Annotated in this window: 21 protein-coding genes; 11 read left to right on the top strand and 10 right to left on the bottom strand. The window is 40.5% G+C overall.

Features of this window, described 5'->3' with window-relative positions; genetic code table 11:
• Nucleotides 1-19: 19 nt before the first annotated feature.
• From QNM16_RS14790 to QNM16_RS14780, 3 genes are read right to left on the bottom strand one after another with little or no spacing between them, the layout of a single operon-like run.
• A complete protein-coding gene (locus QNM16_RS14790) occupies nt 20-532 on the bottom strand; it encodes a GNAT family N-acetyltransferase (RefSeq protein ID WP_284021210.1) in 513 nt (170 codons plus the stop codon).
• A 42-nt stretch (nt 533-574) separates the two neighbouring features.
• The gene (locus QNM16_RS14785; RefSeq protein WP_284021209.1) at nt 575-1189 is read right to left on the bottom strand and encodes an aspartyl/asparaginyl beta-hydroxylase domain-containing protein; all 615 of its coding nucleotides are present in this window, start codon (nt 1187-1189) and stop codon (nt 575-577) included.
• A gap of 4 nt (nt 1190-1193) precedes the next feature.
• Nucleotides 1194-1901: an NHL repeat-containing protein gene (locus QNM16_RS14780; RefSeq protein ID WP_284021208.1), complete on the bottom strand. Its 708-nt coding sequence runs from the start codon at nt 1899-1901 to the stop codon at nt 1194-1196.
• 498 nt (nt 1902-2399) lie between these two features.
• Here QNM16_RS14780 and QNM16_RS14775 point away from each other — a divergent pair, with 498 nt between their 5' ends.
• From QNM16_RS14775 to QNM16_RS14760, 4 genes are all read left to right on the top strand, one after another.
• Nucleotides 2400-6314, top strand: a complete 3915-nt coding sequence (locus tag QNM16_RS14775) for a TOMM system kinase/cyclase fusion protein (protein ID WP_284021207.1) — start codon at nt 2400-2402, stop codon at nt 6312-6314.
• Between the two features lie 28 nt (nt 6315-6342).
• A complete protein-coding gene (locus QNM16_RS14770; RefSeq protein ID WP_284021206.1) occupies nt 6343-7755 on the top strand; it encodes a hypothetical protein in 1413 nt (470 codons plus the stop codon).
• Nucleotides 7756-7764: 9 nt separating this feature from the next.
• Complete coding sequence (locus QNM16_RS14765) at nt 7765-8484, top strand: hypothetical protein (protein ID WP_284021205.1); 720 nt, start codon at nt 7765-7767, stop codon at nt 8482-8484.
• A 315-nt stretch (nt 8485-8799) separates the two neighbouring features.
• On the top strand, nt 8800-9405 hold the full coding sequence (locus QNM16_RS14760; protein ID WP_284021204.1) for a hypothetical protein: 606 nt from the start codon (nt 8800-8802) through the stop codon (nt 9403-9405).
• Here QNM16_RS14760 and QNM16_RS14755 read toward each other — a convergent pair.
• Nucleotides 9388-10284, bottom strand: a complete 897-nt coding sequence (locus tag QNM16_RS14755; RefSeq protein ID WP_284021203.1) for a LysR family transcriptional regulator — start codon at nt 10282-10284, stop codon at nt 9388-9390. The genes QNM16_RS14760 and QNM16_RS14755 overlap by 18 nt on opposite strands.
• Before the next feature lie 104 nt (nt 10285-10388).
• Between QNM16_RS14755 and QNM16_RS14750 the strand changes: the two genes are divergently transcribed.
• From QNM16_RS14750 to QNM16_RS14740, 3 genes are all read left to right on the top strand, one after another.
• Nucleotides 10389-11597, top strand: coding sequence for an MFS transporter (locus QNM16_RS14750; RefSeq protein WP_284021202.1), 1209 nt, complete (start codon nt 10389-10391; stop codon nt 11595-11597).
• Nucleotides 11566-12102 (top strand): GNAT family N-acetyltransferase, encoded by a 537-nt coding sequence (locus tag QNM16_RS14745; protein ID WP_284021201.1) that lies wholly within the window; start codon nt 11566-11568, stop codon nt 12100-12102. Before QNM16_RS14750 ends, QNM16_RS14745 begins: the two co-directional genes overlap by 32 nt.
• A gap of 133 nt (nt 12103-12235) precedes the next feature.
• A complete protein-coding gene (locus tag QNM16_RS14740) occupies nt 12236-14188 on the top strand; it encodes a methyl-accepting chemotaxis protein (RefSeq protein ID WP_284021200.1) in 1953 nt (650 codons plus the stop codon).
• Nucleotides 14189-14201: 13 nt separating this feature from the next.
• Here the strand turns inward: QNM16_RS14740 and QNM16_RS14735 are convergent, their stop codons facing one another.
• From QNM16_RS14735 to QNM16_RS14720, 4 genes are all read right to left on the bottom strand, one after another.
• Nucleotides 14202-15269: a hypothetical protein gene (locus QNM16_RS14735; protein ID WP_284021199.1), complete on the bottom strand. Its 1068-nt coding sequence runs from the start codon at nt 15267-15269 to the stop codon at nt 14202-14204.
• A 5-nt stretch (nt 15270-15274) separates the two neighbouring features.
• On the bottom strand, nt 15275-16342 hold the full coding sequence (locus tag QNM16_RS14730) for a hypothetical protein (protein WP_284021198.1): 1068 nt from the start codon (nt 16340-16342) through the stop codon (nt 15275-15277).
• A gap of 291 nt (nt 16343-16633) precedes the next feature.
• A complete protein-coding gene (locus QNM16_RS14725) occupies nt 16634-17677 on the bottom strand; it encodes a GGDEF domain-containing protein (protein ID WP_284021197.1) in 1044 nt (347 codons plus the stop codon).
• Between the two features lie 250 nt (nt 17678-17927).
• Nucleotides 17928-18698, bottom strand: a complete 771-nt coding sequence (locus tag QNM16_RS14720) for a helix-turn-helix domain-containing protein (RefSeq protein WP_284021196.1) — start codon at nt 18696-18698, stop codon at nt 17928-17930.
• A gap of 115 nt (nt 18699-18813) precedes the next feature.
• Between QNM16_RS14720 and QNM16_RS14715 the strand changes: the two genes are divergently transcribed.
• From QNM16_RS14715 to yiaA, 3 genes are read left to right on the top strand one after another with little or no spacing between them, the layout of a single operon-like run.
• On the top strand, nt 18814-19152 hold the full coding sequence (locus QNM16_RS14715; RefSeq protein ID WP_284021195.1) for a hypothetical protein: 339 nt from the start codon (nt 18814-18816) through the stop codon (nt 19150-19152).
• Nucleotides 19153-19162: 10 nt separating this feature from the next.
• Nucleotides 19163-19972, top strand: coding sequence for a DUF2145 domain-containing protein (locus QNM16_RS14710; protein WP_284021194.1), 810 nt, complete (start codon nt 19163-19165; stop codon nt 19970-19972).
• 2 nt (nt 19973-19974) lie between these two features.
• Nucleotides 19975-20430, top strand: a complete 456-nt coding sequence (gene yiaA / locus QNM16_RS14705; protein WP_284021193.1) for an inner membrane protein YiaA — start codon at nt 19975-19977, stop codon at nt 20428-20430.
• A 13-nt stretch (nt 20431-20443) separates the two neighbouring features.
• On the opposite strand, the gene QNM16_RS14700 is transcribed toward yiaA, so the two are convergent.
• Entirely contained in the window at nt 20444-20875 is a 432-nt protein-coding gene (locus QNM16_RS14700; protein ID WP_284021192.1) for a GNAT family N-acetyltransferase, read from the bottom strand.
• 288 nt (nt 20876-21163) lie between these two features.
• Nucleotides 21164-22150, bottom strand: coding sequence for an AraC family transcriptional regulator (locus QNM16_RS14695; protein ID WP_284021191.1), 987 nt, complete (start codon nt 22148-22150; stop codon nt 21164-21166).
• A 116-nt stretch (nt 22151-22266) separates the two neighbouring features.
• Here QNM16_RS14695 and QNM16_RS14690 point away from each other — a divergent pair, with 116 nt between their 5' ends.
• Complete coding sequence (locus QNM16_RS14690; RefSeq protein WP_284021190.1) at nt 22267-23460, top strand: serine hydrolase domain-containing protein; 1194 nt, start codon at nt 22267-22269, stop codon at nt 23458-23460.
• Nucleotides 23461-23478: the final 18 nt, after the last annotated feature.

The raw sequence follows: 23478 nt of genomic DNA, 5'->3' as shown, positions 1-23478 counted from the left end.
CCTTCAGGGCAAAACCAAATTAAACGCCAACGATGCTCTTCATTGCTGGGGGGTACCAAATCATTAGTTCATAGGGAGACTGAACCTCAGATATTTGAAACCCGAGCTCTAAATACAAACGTTTAACGCTCAAATTGTGACTCAAAACAGATAAGGTAAGTGGCACAGCTGATTGTGCAGCGCAGTGTTGAAAAGACTGAATAATTGCCCGTCCAAAACCATGACCTCGTGCAGAGATTAAAAAACCGATATCAATCAAGCGAATTTCGTTGTGACCAAAATCAAGCGTGGCCTTGCCAATTGGTTCGCCGTGTTTTTCAATAATGAAGTACATTGCATTGGGGTACTGAGCACCATAGCCTTGAGTTTGCGCTTTTAACTGCATCTCAACGATGGACTCAATAAAGTCTTGCTCACCATCAATACACTGCAAATCCTGTCTTACTTCTCTGTGCAGCTTTTCGATAAATGGCTTATCACTAGCTGTTGAGGGACGAATATGAAGCCCCTCCGGTATGGTAAATTGCACCATAATCCTTATCCTCTTATGTGCATTTATTGAGTATATGCAGCTTTAAAATTTTTGCTCGGAACATTCAATGATATTTTTAAGCCAAGCATTTACTTTGCAATCAATTACCAGATTAACCCTAGCCTTGAAGCCTCGATTCAAAACACTGTGTTCTAAATCCGCATTGACGTACCAAGCTTCCCCATTGCGCATAGGCACTTTTTGTCCGCCAACAACAAATTCAATTTCTTCAGAGCCAGTAATAGGAATATGGATCCGTGCTTCGCCGTACTCCAAAGACAAGCGATGGTCTTGATGCGGATAGATCTGACTACCTGCCCCTAAACGCATCAGTCTCACTGACTTAAAGGGACATTTGAATTGACTTAGAAAGCGTTCAATTTCATGCAGGCTACCCATGATAGGCAAAGGTGAAAACTGCCCGTTACACTCCTCGATAGAGAAACATTGTAAAATTGGATGAGCATCCAAATGAGCTTGATCAGCATAGAGCGCTAGTACATCCCACTCACCTGTAAAACAAGATGTGTTTACATGCCTACACCAGTGAGAGTTGCTGACAGAAATAACATCATCGAGCAGAGCATTAACACAGCAAGATAAATCGAGCTTTGCGCCCGCCAATACCTTCGTTGGTTGTGCACAACTGAGAGTCATAAAACTACCCTAAAGGCTGACCAGAAATATCAAATTTATAGACGGTATCTGCAAACTTGCCACCGAGAGCAGTGATAGAATGATAGCCATCTATGGTAGATAGGCGAGTTTTTGCATATAAGCTCCTTGGCCCATAGCTTTTTAAATATACGCCTTGACTGTCGTATAATTTGATATTATTTGAATTAGAATCTAAAACATGGACATATCCTAGCTCATCACAAGTAATCGATTTAATCCCACTTAACTGATGCTCTAGTTCAGTACCGAACTCTCCAAAAGAACCTAGAACCTCGCCTTTAAAGTTTAAAACATAGATAGAATAGCTCGTTTCCCCTATGACAAATAAACGCTGGCGCTTTTCATCGATAGCAAAATCTTTAACATGCATATTCAATGGAACAAAACCGACTTTTTGCCCCTTATCATCATATATTTTTATTTGGTTCGTGGACTCAAACAAAATATATACTTTGCTACCATAACGTCTTGCTACTCTCGCTTTGAGGTTTATTTCAACGATAGTTTGTTGTGGGTTTTCAATTAAAAGCGCAGGAGGGTTAATTTTCGTAGACAAAAGTTCAGAGTCATTTAATCTGCGTGCATATAAAGTTGTAAGCTTGCTTTGATTCGCCAAAACAGGCAATGAGAACCCTGCACCGCCCAATGCACTCATTATGAATGTTGATTTAATGAACCCACGACGCCTCATAAACTATTCCTTCTGTAAGCAATTGAATTCATTATTACAGGAAAGGAAACAATAAAATATTACACCTTATTACATCAACAAGTAAAAAAACACTAAAAGAAATATAGTAAGTAACCCTTAATGATTGGACTTAATTTTAAGTATCTTTGAATGTGAAATATTTTTCTCACTAAGAGACTTAAATTAAAGAATAACTATTCTTATCTGACTGTGTATAAAAAATCAGAATACCAATCTAAAAAGCAGGAAAACACAATAATCATATGGCGCAATTGTTGATAAACCTATATTAGAGACAAAATATGAAAAAATTAATCCTTAAATTTAAAACAATAAAAATAAAACAACCGTTTCTTACTAGGTAAAAAATCGTATGTATTATATATGTGAAATTAATTATAACTTGTAATCGTCAACCACTAAAAAACGATGTACTATCTACATTCAATTGCATCAAATGTTTCTTGGCAACAATAATTAACTCGTAGAATAAACATAATGTCATTAACTCATTTTTCTGACCCATATATAGAGAATAACTTCGATTCTTCCCAATATGAGCTTCTTCATAAGATTGGCGAAGGCGGTTTTGGTAAAGTCTATAAAGCACGCAATAAAAATACAGAACAAACTGTTGCTATAAAATTCCTAGCCCTCGAGCCACACTTAGAAGAATCAAAAAAGAAGCGATATGTTGAACGCTTTAAACGTGAAACCGCACTAAGTGGACAATTAGAGCACCCACATATTGTTCGATTATTAGATAAAGGGCAGGTCAATGAGCACCTGTTATATGGTGTTTTTGAGTATATTGAAGGCCAGTCACTACGTGAATACCTTATGCAAGAAGGGGCGCTGGATGCAGTTGAAGCCACCGATATTATGTTACAAGTGCTCGATGCACTGATACACGCCCATAAAAAAGGTATCATTCACCGAGATATCAAACCCGCCAACATAATGCTTACACAAGCGGGAGCGAAAACGCATGCAAAAATCCTTGATTTTGGTATCGGTACTCTCACGCAAGAAAGCCGTCATCAAGACTTCGCAACCATAACGTTAACGCAAGAAACAATCGGCACGCCTTCATATAGTGCCCCTGAGCAATTAAGAGGGGAGCCAGCCTCTGAGAAAACTGACTTATACGTATGGGGTCTAGTATTACTTGAATGCTTAACGGGTATGCCTGCGGTTACGGGGTCAAGTGTGGCTTCAATATATCATAAGCAGCTTAGTGACGTGCATATCCCGATCCCCAGCGCCCTGCTCGGGCACCCGCTTTCAGGACTGCTGCGTCGAGTCTTACAGAAAAACGCCGCTGAGCGAGTGATCTCCGGTAAAGAAGTATTTTCCGAGTTAAATACCATGAACGTGTCTAACTTGGTCGGTATTTTAGCTGATGTACAGGCACAACATGGTTTTGACGACAATACGGTTGTTCTGCGCAATGACGACCCAAATAGTCCTGTTGTACACGATTACACAACCCTTACTGAGCGCAAACAAATCACAGTATTAGCACTTCGATTAAGTGCTAAAAGGCTCACAGACAATGCCAAAGATTTTGATATCATAGATACGCTTTTTAAATCTCAACGCAATCACTGCATCGATATCGCGACCCGATTTGGCGCTTATCATGTCGGAAACCTAGCCGATACCATGTTGTTTTACTTTGGCTATCCCGTTGCCAGTGACAATGACACGCGTTTGAGCGCTCGCACGGCTTTAGATGTCATCAGTGAACTCTCTAAGCGCAATGCTTTAATGCAAGAAGCCCATAATATTCAACTCAATGCCCACATTGGGATCCATTCTGGTATTTTTGTCACGTATGCCAACTCAGTTCCAGAAGGTAACATCGCTAATACAGCAATGGAGCTTGCGAGACTTGCTGGTGAACGTCAAATTCTTTGCTCTGCCGAATCTCGCGCTATTTTAGAGCCATATAGTGACTTTGATTACTTTGACAATATTCAAATCGGGTTGTCATTTGAACAATTATCCATCTTTAACCTTAAAGGCGAAAAACGTGTAGAAGCATTTGGCTTCATGCGCGGTACTAAAAGTCACCATAAACTTATCGGTAGACAGACTGAGTTAGACAAAACCCTCTCCGTAATAAACGGTGAAAACAACACTCGTATTGCACATATTTATGGTGAAGCTGGGATCGGAAAATCTAGACTCTTACAAGAAGTCAGAGACAACGCTAGTCAATACCAACACTTAGTAGCCCAATGTCTGCCAGAGCATCAAAACAGCGCTTTATATCCAGTTTTGAATCTAGTTAAGTACCTCTTTAATACTGACAATCAATCAGTACAGAATATTACAAAAATTTTAGTAGATGCTTTAACTGAATATGGCCTAGCTCAATCAGACATTGATGCAACCGTACCCGTACTAATGGTTTGGCTGGCGATAGATTTGCCCGAGGACATGCAGCCGTCTTCACATTCCCCCGATGAACAAAAGGCAATACTTTTTGCAGGCTTAAGCGCATTATTATTGACACGCAAATCAAGTATCAGTGAATTTAAACTTTATATCGTTGAAGATATTCATTGGGCAGATGCAATCACTATCGATTTTTTACGTTACTTCGCAGCTCAGCTGCAAGATGGTAGCGTAATGATAAGTACGTCCAGACAACCTTGCCCTAGAAACTTACATGACCTGACTTTACTGGAGGTGGAACTTAATAAGCTCACTGCCAAAGCCACTACAGACTTTATCCAGCAGCTATTTGATAGTCAAAGCGTGTCTGATAATGTGTGTTCGGTGCTAGTTAAACGTACTGATGGCATTCCACTATTCATCGAAGAACTCGTGAGTATGCTCAAAGAAAAGCAACTGATACACGAAAGAGATGGCGCAATCACATTTATTAGTCCAGAGCGTTTAGAACAGGTACCTAGCAGCTTAAGGGAATCATTGCAGCAAAAACTGGATAACTTAGTCCATGCCAAAGAAACAGCTCAACTTGCAGCTACCATTGGGCGAGAATTTGAGTATGAGTTGCTCGTTCAAGCGTCATCTTTGAGTGAAGATCAAATACAAAATGACTTAAATGAACTACTTGAAAGAGAACTGATCGTTCAACAAAGACGTGTAAATAGTGACAGCTATGTATTTAAACACGCTTTAGTCAGAGATGCTGCGTATGACAGTGCTTCAGCTTCAACGAGAAAAGGCATGCACTTAAAGATTGCGAGCGGCATGCATAAGAATACTAAACATGCACTCGAGGATGTTGCATTTCACTACGAAAAGGCAGAAGAGTATCAGCAAGCTTACACACTTAATACGCAAGCCGGTAAAGCTAAAAACCAAGTTGGACTGAACTTATTATCCATCCCCTTATTTGAACGTGCCATCGAGCAGGTCCAACTCGTAACGCCTTGCGAGCAAACATCCCTAGATGAAATAGATTTACAATTTACACTCTCTATGTCGTTGGCTGCTACGGTTGGCTATGCCCATAACTCTGTCAGACCACATATTGAACGAGCACTTTCGCTATGTAACAACCTTAACGACCCACAGCCTACCCTTGATGTTTTATGGGGCATTGGTATCACACAAGTTGTTTGCGCAGATCATAGAGAAGGTATAAAAACTGCAGATACCCTTTATCAAGGTGCACTGAAAAGCAATAACGTTAAATACATGGTGTCTTCTTTATTTATAAAAGGCACTATACTCTGGGCAATGGGCCGCTTCAATCAATCTCTCGAAGTTTATGCAAAGTCCTTATCTTTGTATAACTATGAAAAGCATCATCAGCTTTTTACTGATTACCCATTTGAAGTCGGTATTTCTTCGCATATTTTACAAGCTTCAAACTGCTTATTGCTTGATGACTATGAAACAAGTGAGCAGCTGGTAGAACAAGCAAATGCCTTGGCGTTACGCCATAACGTGCCCGCTTGCACAGTACATGTCCTAGCGCGATCTGCCTATCACTATGTTGTAATTAAAGACTTAGAAAAGGTGCAATACTACGCTCAAAGATGTCTAGATATATCCAAGGAGTGCAAATTCACACTGTGGCATGCTTATGCAGAGATATTACTGAACTGGGTGCGCATGAAATCTGAGCAACCATTCTCCATCTCGGATATGCATGCTCACCTTCAAACATATATCAATACAGGCTCAATTGGTCACCTATCTTGGCTCAAGTCGCTATATGCAGAAGCCTTGTTAAACAGTGCCGAGCAAGAGGAAGCACTGACCAATATAAATGACGCGATCACGTTAGCCTTTAAACAAAAAGATTACTTTTATTTACCTGACAGCTTTGTGATCAAAGACAAGATACTCACTTCGCTTGGCAAACCGTCGAACTATGCCAAAAAAGCAACTAAGTTGAGACAGCAACAACAAATTTTTGGCAAAAAATAGTCAGTAAAAAATCAAGGGGCACCAACAAATGAAAATAATACCGTTTGTTACGGTTTCGCTGCTGGGGATGTGTAGTACACATCTCGTCGCGTTTAATACATCGAATAGCACAACAGAAGCATCATCAGATATGCTGCCAACAACGGCATGTGAAGAGAGGTCGCTCAGTGAGTACGCACTGAAACCTTGTTACCCAGCAACTATAGAAAATACGCCAACTGACACTTCTGCATCACGTTTTGCATATCAGCAGTTTTATGCTGTCAACTGGCCATCTCAGCAAGGTAAAATAGGTGTACCGGATCTAGATGCTGATTACACAACCAGCTCAGACCATTTACCTGTTTGGCAAACTTGGCCACGCTTGCAGGATCTACATATAAGCCAGTTAAAAAACATACCCTTAAATTGGAGCAGTTTAAATTACTTCGTACCACAACAATGCCAAAGCCTTGTTGAAAAAGATAAAAATGGTGACTCTGCACTGTCAAAGTTTATCAACAGCAATCCTAATATCCCTGTAAACTCAAAAGTAGAAGTGCTGTTCGATATAACCGACGCCCATGGTGATGTGTTATTTGATAAAAATAATAATCCGGTCTTCTATCAAATATATCTAAATGAGCAATCTTGGCAGTTTTTGTCACAACCTGAGCCTGCAAAGCCCTACGATTTTATAATGGGCAATTATGATAATACTCAAAGAGGCGCAATGTTCCTTAAAGCATCTTGGATGCTATTGGACAAATCTCAAATCAACGACTTCCACAGCAGTGTTGCGTTAGTGGTAAACCCAAATTCAAAAGCCTGCTCTTTAGAGGTTGTTGGTTTGGCGGGTCTGCATATAGTGAACAAATCAATCCCTAGCCAATACAAAGAATTAAATGGACAACGTATCAATAACTGGTCTTGGTCAACCTACGAGCACACCAAAAATGCGCCAACAAAGGCACAATTAGTACAGTCAGATACTCAAAACGAATGGAATTTATTCAATATTGATTTAACTGATAAAGGCACCTTTAGTGCGCTTGAAAAGTCTTGTAAAAGCAACAATGAATGGGATTTCTCGAAAGCAAGCTGTGAGATCAATAGTCCTTCAGCTGATAATACTACTTCTCAAATAGTCAATACCTTGGTGCTACCAAGAGAGATTGCCAGCCAGCAGCAAGTTTACAACAACCAAGCTCAAAAGCGCTTAAAGAAATATAATTCAAACTTTATCAACTACGAGCTGGTAGCTAGTCAGTGGCTCAAAGACAAAGTCATGTCACCGACCAATTTATCGAACACCACTATGGAATCATTTTTCCAAGAGGAGAACTGCTCAGCTTGCCACAGCGATGCAGCTGATCAAGATTTTATGTTTTTGAATGACAGTAAACTGAAATCACTGCCTGACTGGATCCAACTGTCAGGTGACGCCAAACTATTTAATTAGGATACAAAAATGACTCAAGAAGCTCTAACTGAAGAAAAAATGTCTGCGCTACTGGCTGTTAAAGACCGTTTTAGTTGTCTAGAAATGCAAAAAAATATGATCGTCAGAACTGACCTTCGTATCGCAACATCAAACTTATATCCACAACTAAGCGCAAAACCGGCGTTAAAATTATTGCTGGCAAATATTTATTATATTCCTAGCAGTAATGTGGCTTTAACTGACGATAACACAGTCACCAATTTCTTTGAATCTAATGGCGTACCTATCGACAGTGAAACCAGCGTTGTCATGAGTAAAGAGTTTGCGAATTACATTGTTGAGGGCAGCGCACAGCAAGATTCAAACGATGTGATCTCTCTTGTGCTTGCAAATGTAGGCTACCGCTGTGCATTCTCAGATCTATCTGATTTAGAGGCCAATGAAAACTTTGACGCGCTTGATGCTAATGCTCCAGTACTTGCAGACGTAGAAGAACAGGCGCGCATCGGTATTTTAGTTTGGCAGATTGCTATGAACAATGCACTGCGCACAGAAGTCATAAACTTAATTGCTGAAGGTAACGAAGCGGCGCTGACAGATAAACTAGTCTCTATCAAACTTGATAACGACTATGGCTTTGTTGCACAAAGTACAGCAGAGACAATTGCCAACGGGTTAGTTGTCAAAAAAGACATCAAATACGTTGCAAGCTACATTGGTAAAAACATGTACAAAGCGACTTGGTAGTCTGTATTTAACGATTGACGGTTAAATACATTAAAAGGTTAGCAATATTTGACTTTAAAATAGACGGTATTGCTACCTTTTCATCTCTTTTTTAGCATATGCTTTTGAGAAGGTGAATCATCTCCCCTGAATAATTGATAAAATACAAAACTAACATTAAAAATCTAAACTTTTAACTCTTGTATCTTTTATATAACAGCCCAAAATACTCATAAAAAACGAGCTATGACCGATAGATAATTTCTTACTGCTTGTCTTCCTTTTTTACAAATAACTATGCCAAAATAGCGCTAACTTCGCATAAAAGGATTATGTATGAAAACACTACTTGGCATCATTACGACTCTAGGCTTATTCAGTGCTAGCCACTATACTCACGCAGCTGACACTGGTTTTGCGATATCTGCATTTAGCGGTTACTCAACGAATCATGATTTACAAACAACCAAAGAATTTAAAGTTGATCTTGAGGACAGCAGCCATTTTGGCGTTTCCGCCGATAGAGTAGTCAATAATACGCGCTATGGCTTATTTTATAGCTTTAACGAAACAGAATTCGCAGACAATGAAATTGCAAAGGTCGATATGGAGTACTTGCTATTTCAAAGTGCAATCGAGATCCCAATCTACGATAATTTATCTAGCTATGTGGGTGCCCATATTGGCGTAAATCGTGTTACACCAAACTTTGCTGAGGCCGATGACTTTTTTGCATCAGGTCTATTTACCGGCCTAGATTATAATATTGGCGCAGGGTTTCATGCCTTTACTGAACTAAGATGGATGGCCACGATTGTGAAAAATACATCTCATGTTGTTTGCGATGATGATCCACAAACACAAGACAATTGTATTTGGCACTTCGATGGTGATGTCTTAAACCAATTTCAGTTAAGTGCGGGGCTAAATTACCGTTTTTAATTGAGTAAGACTCAATTTAAGCTCTTCGATAAATAGCTTAGTTTTGTATGGGGTAAAGCGTGTATTCGGGTAATAAGCCCAAAGCTGCTTTACCTCAGATTTCAAGTTAGGTAATACAGGGATTAAAACACCTTCTGTTAACTCCCGTGCCACATACTGCGGTGAGATAAAAATGAGCCCCATACCTTGAATAGCAGCTTTCATCAATGCATCCAAATGGTCAGAGACAAAATTATAATGGCTGAAGTCAAATAAACTGCCATCTTCTAAAATGATCCCGCCTTTCTTTTGATAATAATTACTTAGCAGCATTTTATGTGAGGCAAGATCTTCAATGGAGTTAATTTTCGCACATTGACAGAGGTAACTCGGTGCGCCAAATAACGTCATTTGATAATCGGCAAGACGAATGCCTTTGTGTGCCATAGAGTCAAACTCTTCGTAGTAGCTCGTGATAACGAGGTCATGCTCAAGATCAGGCGGTGAGCCAGGCGTCAGTATATTTAAGTGAATAGTTAAATCTTTATACTTTTGCAAAAATGTCTCAATAATTGGCATCAATAAACTACTGCCAATCGCCTGAGTTGCGGCTATTTTTAAAGTGCCTTGAGGCTCCAACTCACTACCTTGTGCTTGCTCAAGCATATCATCAAATTGACCAACCCAATTTCTCGCGTACGATAAAAATCGCAACCCATTTTCATTTAAGCTTACTTTGCGGGTTGTGCGTACAAACAAAGTCTGGCCTAACTGTTTTTCTAACCAATCAATACGCTTACTCATTGCAGAAGCCGACACCCCTATCACGTCCGCGGCTTTTGTAAAACTGCCCATATCTGACAACACCACAAAACTACGAACAGCGCTTAACCAATCCATATTAATTCCTAGCAAGAAAAAGTCTTTTAATTATTACCTTATTTTTAGGACATTAAAAGCACGATATAGTACGCATCATTGTAAAACCCTGAAGAGTGCATATCTTGAATCCGTATATTGCATTGGCTGCTTTTTTATTGTCTTGCTCTCAACTGGCTAGTCAAATATTTATGCCTGTCTTACCTGACATTACGCAAAATTTAGCGCTTACAGAAGGTGCAAGCCAAGCAATCATCATTAGCTTTTTTCTCTCTTTAGGCGCGTCTCAACTCATAGCCGGACCACTATGTGACAAATATGGTAGTCGACCAATTTTTATCGGTGGGCAGGTTATTTTGATTGTGGGCACTTTGTTGTGTGCTGTCGCTGACAGTCCCAATACATTTTTGATCGGGCGTATATTGCAAGGCATTGGTAGTGCAGCCCCTGTGCTTGTTAGCCGCGCAATTTTATATGCCACATTTAACGGCAGTAAACTTAATAGCGCTATGGGCAACTTAGCAATCTCAGCCAGTATTGTGGCAATTATCACCCCATTGTGTGCAGGTACCCTTGCTGAACACTTTTCTTGGCAGGGGATGTCATATGCGCTGATCGCTTATTATGGGTTCGTCATGATCTTTGGTTTAGCGGTATTTCCCACAGAGCAATCTAGCGCTATGTCACTTCGCCCTTCGGCACTTGTAAAGCAATATCAAGACATCTTTCTCAGCCGTTATTTTACTTCAATGGCTGTGCTTAAATGGGCGCCTACATTTTTATATTTGACCATCCAGCTTTATTTTCCGTTTTTATTGCGTAATCAATTTAGCTTTACCACTGAGCAAATTGGTCAAGCCATGACAGTCTGTATGGGCGGCTTACTTGTCGGTTCATCCCTTGCGAAAATAATGCAAAAGCAGATTGGTCATTTAAAAGTCGTCGTCTATTTATGGCCAGCCCTACCATTAAGCGCACTGACATTTTGGTTTTTTCATGACTCAGTTTACGCGATCACCCTTGCATATGGCGCGATTCTCTTCATTTTTGGCGGATTTTTTCCAATCTACATGTACTATGTTGGCCACTTTCATAAGTCCCGTTCTAGTACAGCCAATGCGCTGGTTGGGGCGACTGAGTTGTTAATTTTTTCTATTATTGCATGGTTAGCAAATCAGTATGTGATCACAGGCCCTAATTCTATCTCAATCATCATTGCTGCAACTTCTGTGATAGTTATTTTTGCAGCAAAAAACTTGGCCAAAGCCAAAAACCCGAACCACAGCATTCAAGGAACGTCCAATGCAATTCGAAACACAAAGACTCAGAATTAGAACATTAAATAGCTCAGACTTGCATGCGGTTTATCAATCCCGCAGAGACCTAGAGACATCAAAGTACATAGGAAAGCCTGCCACAATTGAAGATGTACAAAAACGCATCGAAGAAGCGAGCCAACCGTGGAAAAACATCGATGGTCAAAAGCTATTATTGGTCATTGAACATAAAGTTTCTGGAGACTTTATTGGCGAGATGCTATTTAAATTTACCCATGTAGCTCATCAAATCGGTGAAATAGGTTACCGTTTAAGCCCAACTCAACAAAGAAAAGGCTATGCTTATGAAGCTGCTAGTGCTTTAATTTCACAATTATTTGAACATTTTGCGCTCAATAAAATTACCGCAGTTTGTGCCACAGAAAATACCGCCTCTTGGCAACTTATGGAAAAGCTCGGGATGCAAAAAGAAGGACATCTTCGCGAGCATATGCCACTTGATTCAGGGTTTGCTGATAGCTACCTTTATGCAATTTTAAAAAAAGAGCATCTCGTTCAATAATTACAAAGGGGAAGTGAGTTTTAATATCTCATTTAAGGCAACAAAACTCTTCTAAAGTTTATATCTAACCTCACCTAACCAAGACGTCATTCTGCAACTATACTGTTTAAAAGCATTGATGTAGGAGTGAGTTATGAGAATGCGCCAAAAACTGATCAGTAGTTTTGTAATGACAGTAATAATACCAATATTAGCAATATCAATTATGAGTATTACGCGCACCAAAGAAGAATCTCTGACTCGATTTACCGCATCCTCTGACAGTGAAATACGTCAGGTCGAAAACACCTTTGTGCTGTTTTTTGACCAAATGAAAAACAACGCTCGATTTTTGGCACAAAGTCAGGCTGTCACCCTAGTAGGAGATGATACGACAACCTACTTCGGTGCTGAAAAAATGATGACACCTGAGACCTCCGGCAGTAATGAAGCTGAGATTTTTGAGCTATTTAAAAGCTTTGGCGTGACGCATCCAGAATTGCTATTTGTTTATTTAGGCACAACTCAAGGCGGTTTCATACAATACCCAGCAGAGCCACTTGGCGGCTACGACCCACGTAAACGCCCTTGGTATCAAGAAGTCACAAAATCAGCTAATGACGTGGTCATTACGGACCCTTATCAAGGCGTAACAGGTCAAGCCATGGTCTCCATTGCAACAGCCATTAAGCGAGATAACACCCTGGTTGGCGTTCAGTCTCTTGATGTCACGCTGGCCACTTTGACCGATATTGTCAGTAATATTCAACTCGGAGAAACCGGCTATTTAATGCTACTGGATGGGAGTGGCACTATCTTGGCTGATCCTAAGCAACCAGATAGTAACTTTAAAAATATCGCTGAATTAACCGCCCCCAAATATCAAGCTATCAAAAACGGCCCCAAAGATGCCTTGATTGAAATTGATAATGGTACTAACAAGTTGATGGCCAAACTCTACCATTCAAACACACTTAATTGGACTTTTATCGCGTTAATGGATGAAGATGAAATCTTATCCTCTGCCTATACCATGTCTTACAACATTAGCGTTATAGCCATCATTATGCTGGTATTATTTGTTGTCATCGCTATCGTACTTGCCAATAAAATTGTCTATCCCATAGAAATGGTCTCAGAAGGATTAAAAGAAATTGCGCAAGGGGAAGGCAATTTATCAAAAAGACTGCAAGTTATTGGCAATGATGAAATAAGTGAGCTAGCAGCTTGGTTTAATCAGTTTTTAAACTCAATCAATGCACTCGTCATAGACATAAAAAGTAATGCCAGCAATTTAAACAACCAAGCCCAACAGTCTCACGGTAGTATCGATGAAATAAGGGGTCAATGTCATCATCAAGCAAGCACATCTGAGCAAACCGCTGAACACACCCATTCAATGGAAAATATGGCGATGACCGTCAATGATAACTGCACGCAAGCGCTAAGCGAAATCTCTAATACAGATGCCCATGCCCAACATGGTAATACATTAATACAAAGCACAGTGCAACAAGTGGCCACTTTGAATGACTCACTTGGCAGCTCAGCAAAAGCAATGAGCGAACTAGAAGATCAAAGCAACAATATCACGAACATATTAGAAGTTATTAGAACCATTGCCGAGCAAACCAACTTACTGGCACTCAATGCCGCTATCGAAGCTGCTAGAGCTGGTGAGCAAGGACGTGGATTTGCGGTGGTTGCAGATGAAGTGCGTACTCTTGCTCAACGCTCCCATGACGCCACCAAGGATATTGAAAAGGTATTGACCAAGCTCACTGAGCAAACTCGCTCAGTATCACGCCATATGACCCTCAGCGTTGAGGAGTCTAAATCTGCTATTGAGCAATCGGAGCAAGCTCATCAAGCTTTTGAAGATATTGCAAACTCAATTTCACGTGTGAAACCAATCATTGCGAATATATCTGAGCAAGCTGAGCAGCAAGGTGCCTATGCCAGTGATAGTCGAACGCAAATAGAAGGGGTTAACCAATCAATTAAACAGGTAAGCCAGTCAGCTGACACCTTATATGATGGCGCTAAACAACTAGTGATATTTGCCAACAATCTCAATGAGCTTGTTGGCCGATTCAACACTGATTAAAGTCAGTAATGCGCTATTGAAGATTTTTCTGACTCGCCATGCCTTCTAAAAACTCTAAGCTTGCGCGCTCTTTGGTTGTTGGGCTGTAGGGATCTCTTGATAGCTCAGATAAATCGACGTCTATCAAGGGAATTTCGGTCACTTCACTTTCACCAAACCGAGTCCGCTCACCAGGCACTGAGGACATACGCTCTACCACAAACGTCATGAGCCTTAGGTCTGAACTTTTATCAGGTAGTACCGATTGGTGCGCTTTTAATTGCAGCTCTTGTCGACCAGACGACAGCTTAGACTTGGCAACAAGATGCGCTAAAGGCTCTGCGCCATCATATAAATTTGCTCGAACACGATAAATGCCCGCGTCTTCAACATCCATCGATAATGTCATTATCAAGTCGCTGCCATTTACTTCTGTATGCTTCAAGCCAATCAACTTTGCACTTGGCTGCTCATACTTTGCCTGCGCAACAATTGTAATGGGATCTCCAGCGACATCAGCCATTACCTTCAATTGCAAGTCGCCAGAAAAACCTTCCTTACCTGCGAGCTCAATCATTGCACCGGCTTCTGAAACAGCTAGCGACTTCTCAAGCAAGATCTTTTGCTCATCTACAATGCTCACAATAACTTTGGCGCGCGTTACCGCTTCACCTTTTAAAACCAGTTTTATGGGTTCAGGGTAAATAAAGCGATATTTGTTTAACGAGAGTGAAATCGTGCTGGACATATCTGAGGTTGGAACCGTCAAAGGGATAAAACGATTTGGTTCTAAACGATCAACATCATTCACCGTTAATGGCTGAGAATAAGGCGCATACCGTAAAGTTTCACGATAGTTGTTCGCTATCACTTTTGCAGCTTTTTGAGTGCTTGTTAGCTGAAAAGGCGACATATCTACGGCACTCGCAGCCACTTCAGTTTCAGGCTCTATCGTCTCATCAGGCGCTTTTTCAACAACCGCCTGCTTATTGGCTTTTTGTGTTTGCACTAAGGCTGGTTGCACAGTGTCATCAGGCATAAATACATACCAAATAATAAGTGCCGCAAGGGCACTTATTACAATTACGACCTTTTTATTCATCGCAATTACTCAGGCATAGCAGCAAATAGCAATGCTGACATGCTGTTATTATCTGACTGTCTTACATATCTATATTTCTTCTTCCAGATCCAAAAGCCCTTCTCTTCTTCATACGTTGAGAAAGCAACTTGCTTATTTGGTGCAAGCTGAATCGATGAATTGGCTGTTGTTACTTTGCCTTTTGACTGATTTACGATAACCGAAAAGTGATCATAGTTATCACTCATTAACATTGGATAGTGATATGGCCAGAAGTTTCTTACGCCATCTTGGCTTTCCAGCTTACCGTCCATCCCAACGCTAACGCTACAGCTGTCAAAAGCACCAGCTTGGTTTGCACCACAAGCAGAGTGAGCTGCAACAACGCTGTCGTCGATCCCTGGCAAAAATAGTTTCGTGGCATTAAAATAAAGATCGCCATCGGCTACAAATCTAAGTCTTGGTGTTCGATCACTTGGGAAAGTAGCCAGTTGACGTGCATTATTTACTTTTAAGTCATGTAATACACCTAGAGTTTGACCCACTGAACGACCTAACCAAGCCCTCACCGCAGCCTCTATAACCGGATTTGCCAGTCCATTTGCCGCACTTACTGCCAGATCTGCAAGTTCGCTACCGCCACCCGCCCCGGCAACATCAAAAGTCGCAACGATGTTAAGTGGTTCAAGACCTGCGTTTTCTAACCAGTTTGCTTGGTTATCAATGATATAACGTGTAACTAAGTCACCTGTTGAGTGCGTTAAAAAGACACATCCTGGCTGACATACACCTTGCTCAGACATGGTGCGTAGTTTAGGCCACAAATAGTCGCTTGCAATTTTACCTTCAATTCGCTCGTATGATGGCCAATCAATGCGCTCATCGGCAAGTGCTCCCCAATAGTCAGCCCAGTAAGCCTGACCATCACTTTCTACCTTTGTTGGATCAATGGCAGATAACTGCTGCGATTGAAACCCATGTACCAATACCGTTTTATAAGCTTTAGCACTTACATTGATGCTTGTTCCCATCAACGCGAGTACAAAACTACTCACTAACATTTGCTTGATTGACTTCACTGACGTACGCTCCATTTTTATTATATTAATAAAGTAAACACACCAACGACTTCGTGTTTAGCTACAAAATAATTGCAAGTAAAAACTCAAAAATCAAATTAATGACGCAATTTAGTTTCAAAAATTTAACTTTAAAGATCAAAAAAGGGACACTTCATCGACCTTTAAGCCATAAATATTAGTGTTTAAAATTGAAACAAACGTGATGTTTAAGTTAAAAATGGATTAAATTATCAAATTGTAAATATATGTAGACAGCAGCCCTTATCGAACAAGAACTACTGAATTGGAAGGTATGTGAACTAGCTAACCTGCTACTTCAACTCTGTTTCGTCCATGAGACTTTGCGAGGTACAATGCCTTATCAGCACATTCAACTAAGCTATGCCAAGTCATTTCTTTACCGTAAAGCGCAATGCCAAAGCTGGCACTGATATGTTTGAGCACTTCACCAGTTTCTTTATCTTTTATAGACAGCTTTGCAATATCTTCGCGAATACGATTAGAGAAACCAACAGCCTCACTGATGCTGGAGAAAGAAATTAAAATGCAAAACTCTTCCCCCCCATAACGATATGCTGCACCTTGCCCTTCACTGTGTGACTGAAGTTTTTGTGCAACTTTTCGCAGCACATCATCACCACGTTGATGACCGAATTCATCATTAAATTGCTTAAAGTGGTCAATATCAATAAAAATAAGGACTTTTTGAAACTGGCTAGGATCATCACAAAACTTAATAATGTCGTCATCAAATTTACCTCGATTTAGTAGTCCTGTAAGCTTATCGGTACTCGCTTTGGTTTGAGCAACGATCAGAGTTTCTTGAAGTTGTTTAATTTCACTATAGGCACCTTCCAGCTTTTTTTGAAAGCATAGAGCATTGTGCTGCATCACGATAGACTCTTGGGTGAGCTTAGATACGTAGCTAAGTACTCCATCATATATCTCAGGACCAGTCCCTACATTTTGCTTTTTTAGCTGATGTAACCCGACATGACACTCAGATAACACCGCAGAAAATTCTTCTGAGCAGTTAAGCGTATTACTGATTTCTTGTTCAACGGTATTGAGAGTGCCTTTTACCAGATCTGACATTTCGTGGAAAAGAGCAAGATCCTGCTCGCTTAAAAATTCATCAAAGAGCGCTTTTGCATTTTCAGGCGGACACGTTCCATGTTCCATTAAAATTTCATCGAGTTTTTGATTCAGTTCTGGCTCTTTACCCAACACATAGCAGTACCATATCGCGTAATTCATCGGCGATAACGGGATCTGATACTTAACCATAAAAGGGACAGCTTGCTTGAGACAAGTTGCTGATTGAGCGAAAGAGCTATTTTGTTCCATGTAAGACCCATCAATCCACGGTTCACGTGGTATTTTTATTAATTTTTGTTCTGCTTTGAGAGCCAAGAAATACAATACTAAATAATTAGAAAAAATTAATCAATCATGAATTTAACACTCTAATAACAACGACTAACTATGTAGCAAATGCATACGAATTAAGTCTAATTCAAGGATTAAGAATAATTTATCTAGGTTCCCTCCCCTAAAGTACCCTTACAAGGTAATTATTAATTGCATTTTTATCAACTTAATTACGACCATCAGTTTCATTTTTGGGTCCAATGGATTCCCTCAACATGTTTTTAAATTGTCCTAGCTGCCAAGGTCGCATCGCGAGTAAAAGGCCAACCCCTCTACGTTTACTCAACGGCAGTTTAATATCTTGTTCATTAAGCTGCGCAATTTCTTTGGTGAGCTGCTGCAATCGACGTTTTATGGTCGCGATTGTTGCATCGCTATAGCTACCCCTTAAGTAAAAACGGTAACTGTCTTCTTGGTTAAATTCACCCTGTAAAAATTTACCTAACACTTGTTGTTCAATGTACGACTCTAATGGCCCTCCAGGGATCCAGTTAAAGTCCTGTGCTATCAGCAATTTGTATCTGTTATTTGGTAACAACTGAATCATTTTTAAGCGATCCAAGTGTGCAAGCAACCTTACACACTCTAAAGCTTCAATTTGATACCTTGAAACAATATCTTCAAATTCCCAACCATCTCTAACGCAAACCGCCACTAAGAAAAGTTTAGGGTTATCCATAAGCTCTTGCTCTTGCTGGACGCTCAATTGGCTGATCTGTGATTGCTGGGACTGCGATAGAGAAAACAAATCACACAAGGTAAGTTCTAGCAACTCACAAATGTTCTCAAGTTTTTGTAACGAGAATAAGTCATTAGAGAACATTCGCTTTATTGTTGCCTCACTTTGACCTAGATGTTTAGCAACATCCTTATAAGTGAGTTTATGCTGCTTCAATAGCATTTTGATCGTATTTGAAACAAGTGGGATCTGGCTCATGGTATTAAAATATGATACTAAAAGTATCTAATATTAATACATGGTATTAATCAATGTACAACTCCGTCCAGTTTGCTAGTTTAAGAAGCAACACAACGAAATATGGAGTTTTCACATGATTATTCAACACCTCAAACTTGCTGCTGTACTTAGTGCAGCCCTATTTATCACACTGCCCAGTTTTGCATCTGACAACGCGTCAAATGCCAGCACACACAGCAGCCATGCAATCAAATATAGTGCTCTAGCAGCAACAGATAGCTTGGCAACAGGTGCCGCAATCTCTACTGCGGTTGTGGCTGTACCTGTCGTTATATCAGGTGCAGTATTGCTTAGCGGCGGCGTTGCTAGCATGGCGATTGTAGACAAAACACTTGAGTCACAAAAGGCACAACCGCTACCTATCAGTGATGATGTCATTATTGCAGGCCCACCTCCCTCTAACACACTATAAGGAGAAAGACATGGGAATATTAAGACGCGGTGCCTATCTGGTATTTGCCATGCAAAGCATGCATGTTACCGCAGGCAGTGAACAATCAATGGATCATCACTATTCGCCAAAAGAAATAGCGCAGTTTGCTAAAAAGGTTGAGCGTTATAGCGCAGCGCGTCATGCCCATGTGTTTATCATTGCAAGAGTCGGGCAACCAAGTAATACGCTACCTAAAGGCGTAGAGTTTACGCATGTAGCCTTAGCCGTATATTCACAAATAACCATGCAAAATGGCGAAACAAAACAAGGCTATGCAATACACAACCTATATCAAAAAACAGATGATCCAGCGACAAGCGAGCTGATTGTTGACTATCCAACTGACTTTTTTTGGTCGGTAAAAGACTTAAAAGCTGGGATAGCCATCCCCACATTGGACGTTCAAAAACAATTACTTGAAGCAATTAATAACGGCGTTGCCAAGCAAGTTCATAATCCAAAATACTCGCTGATTGCTAACCCATACAACAACAGAAAACAAAACTGTACAGAGCATACCCTCAATGTCATTAACGCTGCGATTTATAAAACCACGGATATGGCGCAGCTAAAAGCAAACACACAAGCGTATTTTCAGGCACAACCTCTATCAGTTAGTCGCTTTAAATTGTTCTTTGGCTCTGTATTTAAAGATGACATTTATAGAAAAGACCACAGCGGGGATGTACAAGTTGCAACTTTTACCAGCATTCGTAACTACCTCGAGCAATACGAGTTGCTGGCCCACTCGGCGATATTGACACCTGATACACCAGTGCAGAAACGAGGAGAGATTTAATAATGGACAACATAACCCCAACACAAGCACCGAGCAAAGCATTTAATCTTGCATCTATAACCGTATTGGCTACGGGTGTAATAACATATTGTATAGGCTTATTTAACGCCTCTATGCAACTGAATGAAAAAGGTTATTACTTGGTTATTCTCTTATATGGACTGTTTTCAGCGGTTTCATTACAAAAGAGCATTCGAGATAAACAAGAGCATTTAAAGACTTCGAATATTTACCATGCGCTAAGCTTAATATCGACAGGCAGTGCCATTCTCTTATTGCTGATTGGCTTGTATAACGCAGATTTGTTACTCAGTGAAAAAGGATTTTACGGACTCGCATATTTAATGAGCCTGTATTCAGCCGTCGCTGTCCAAAAGAATATCAGGGATCTAGCTGCTCACTCACACTCACAGCTTACTGAAGAACCGCTAGCGTGTGCGCAGCAAGAAACAGATTAAAAACCAAGTATGATCATGGTATTAATTTGCAGGTCATCATAGATTTCCCATCGCGAGTGTCAAAAACGGCAAAGCCATACTTTTGATATAAGGCTATGAGATGAGGCTCGCATTTCAAATTTAATGATGACAAACCACGTTCTGTAGCTTGTTGCTTGGCAAAATTAACCAATTCTTCTGCTAACCCTTTGCCACGAAAGCGACCATCCACGTAGACGCCATCTAGCCAACAACGTCCATTCATGAATTTAATCTCGGCAGCGCCTGCCAACTGCTCATTAAAATGCACAGTAAATCCAAATCGCTGATCTGTGTTTGAGAGTTTTGTAATGACGTCTGACACACTGCTATTCGCTCGCTTACTATCCCAATGTTCATAGTACCAAGTTGCTACCTGATGTAGCTCCTTAGAATCTGCGAACAATAACGTTATCCTTGTACACATTTTATTCTTCTTATTTTTTGTATAGTTGCTAAGCTCAATGTTTATACAGGACTTGCTATCAACAAAGCAACAATAACCTGACAGTGTATGATTTTGATAATGACTATATTTAGAAAAGACTAACGCGCACCGAGGTGCGCGTTATCATGACATGGTGAAGGGGCGACTCCAAGGATGTGTTACACATCAGAAACCCTTCACATGTATAAACGCAGCAGCTATTTATTTGGATCAAAAAAATTTAATAATATTTCTAAGCGCTCAAATAGCAAACAAACCAAAGCCAAATCATGTACTTTTTGAGCTTACCCATGTTTTGTAAGACTTTGGTGTACGACCAAACTTTAACTTAAAGTTTTTCGCAAAATGCCCTGCGTGCTTGTAACCAACCTCTTGAGCAACCTGCATAACGGATAATTCTGTGCGCGCCAATAAACTAGCGGCACGATTAAGGCGAAGCTCTGTCAAATACGCAAATGGCGCACAGCTAAACACCGTTTTAAATTGCTGCTTCAGCTTATAATCATTCACACCCACGATTTTAGCCAACTCAATAATGCTCGGAGGAGACTGCATATTAGTCTCCAAATATTTTGCAGCTTGATAAAGCGCTTTTAAGTCAGTTTCTTTAATGGTGGCCAGACTATTGTGATAGGTTTGGTTGTACTCCAGCAATTCAGTCATCAGCTCCATCATTTTGGCTTGCACTAATAGTTTCATACTTTTAGCGGGTAATTTGCAATCATATACTTGATTTAGCATATTTTTTATTGCCGAGTTAATCGGTAAGCAAATGAAGTGTTTTTCGATTAAAGATGGTACAGAGTTCGCTGATTGATATTGTGCTATCAACGATGACATCAGCCCGTGACTTATCGTGAAATTGACAATTTTATGTTCACCTGCACTGTAATCAAACGTACAAGCTGATTCCTCGATAAAAAATAAACACAGGTGATCTTTTGGGATAATTACGTTGCCTGTGACAGGAGTTGTAATGCTCACTCGCCCTTTTAAAACAAAAAATGCGCCACAAAGTTTAGTGCTATCAGCTGTGAATTTAGTCTTTTGGTTAAAGTTCAGTTCATTAACTTGCAATGCGCCATCGTCATTATAATTAAACCCAAAACTCGCCCCATTACCAAGCTTCTCAGGCAAAGAGATACAATAATCTGAATCGTATGCCCACCTACTCCCACTTTCTAATACTTGCTCTGATTGTAATGTCAATTCGCCAACATTAAACGCGACATCCTCCACGTGTTCAGTGTGCACTATTCAATACTCCATTGAGTGACAAAATAACTCCTTATCGCGCTCTGCTTGCTCTTCGATATAGGCAAAAATATGCGTTCAATACACCGCATATTCTCAGTCACAAGCCATAAATTATGAACAATTTTACTTCAGTTAATAATAACGACGATAAAAAGACACCAGAAATTAAAGGTACAGTTTTAAACCAATTTAAGCCCCTCAAGGATGCTTTTGTAGATAACTTTACACGACACCACGAAACTGGTGCGGCGATCTGTGTTTATCACAAAGGGCAATTAGTGGTTAACTTATATGGCAACAACGCACTCACTTCACCTTGGCAAGCAAATCACAGAGTCAGTGTAATGTCTTGCTCAAAAGCAATGCTGGCTATCTGTATCCACAAATTAGCTGCTAATCGGCAAATCGAGTTAGATGCCCCAATTTGTCGTTACTGGCCCGAGTTTGCAAAACACGACAAAGCACATATCACCATTGCTGCTGTGCTCAACCACAGCGCAGGACTACCTTGCCACTCAACGGGAAAACCCCATGATATCTTTGATTGGCAAGCATCGATTAGCAACCTTGAACCAGCCAAGCCTATTTTTCCCGCAGGACAAAAGCTCGTATATCATGCCCTTACTTACGGTCATATTTTAGGTGAAGTATTACGCCGTGTGGACGGTCGTATGCCAAGCACTTACTTTGAGCAGGAAATAGCACAGCCATTTGATATTGATTGCGCACTAACAAGACAGGCAAACCATCCGCATCGAGATATAAAACCAAGCCCAGCCTTTTCTCGTTTTGGACTAACATTGATGTCTCGCTGGCTGCCTTATATTCCTTATTGGAAATACCAGTATTTTAGACCGTGTAGTGAACACTATCACCCTAATTCATCGGCTTGGCACAACAGTGAAATTCCGGCGGTGACTGGTCACGCATCAGCCTTGGGGCTCGCAAAAATGTATGCGTTCTTAGCAAGTGGCGGGACTTTAATAGGTCAAACACTCCTGCCAAAGTCACAAGTTAAAGCAATGACACAACTGAGTTTTTCAGGGCAAGAGCTGACAACCCAAAAGCAATGGCGCATGGGCGCCGGTATGATGCTTAACTCCCCAGAATTTTGCCCAATGGGCCCCAACCTAGAGACGTTAGGTCATATGGGTATGGGCGGCTCTATTGGGTTTGCCGATCCCAGATCACAACTTGCCTTTGCATATGTGACTGAATCTTTTCATACCCCAAATAAATATGACAAAAGCCTCTGCGGTAAACGACAACAGAGCTTAGTCAAAGGATTATATAAATCATTGTTATAAGGACTTTTTGGTTAAGAG

It is taken from the genome of Pseudoalteromonas umbrosa (assembly GCF_030125375.1).
GTDB classification, from domain to species: Bacteria; Pseudomonadota; Gammaproteobacteria; order Enterobacterales; family Alteromonadaceae; genus Pseudoalteromonas; species Pseudoalteromonas umbrosa.
This window is presented reverse-complemented; position numbering and strand designations above follow the sequence as displayed.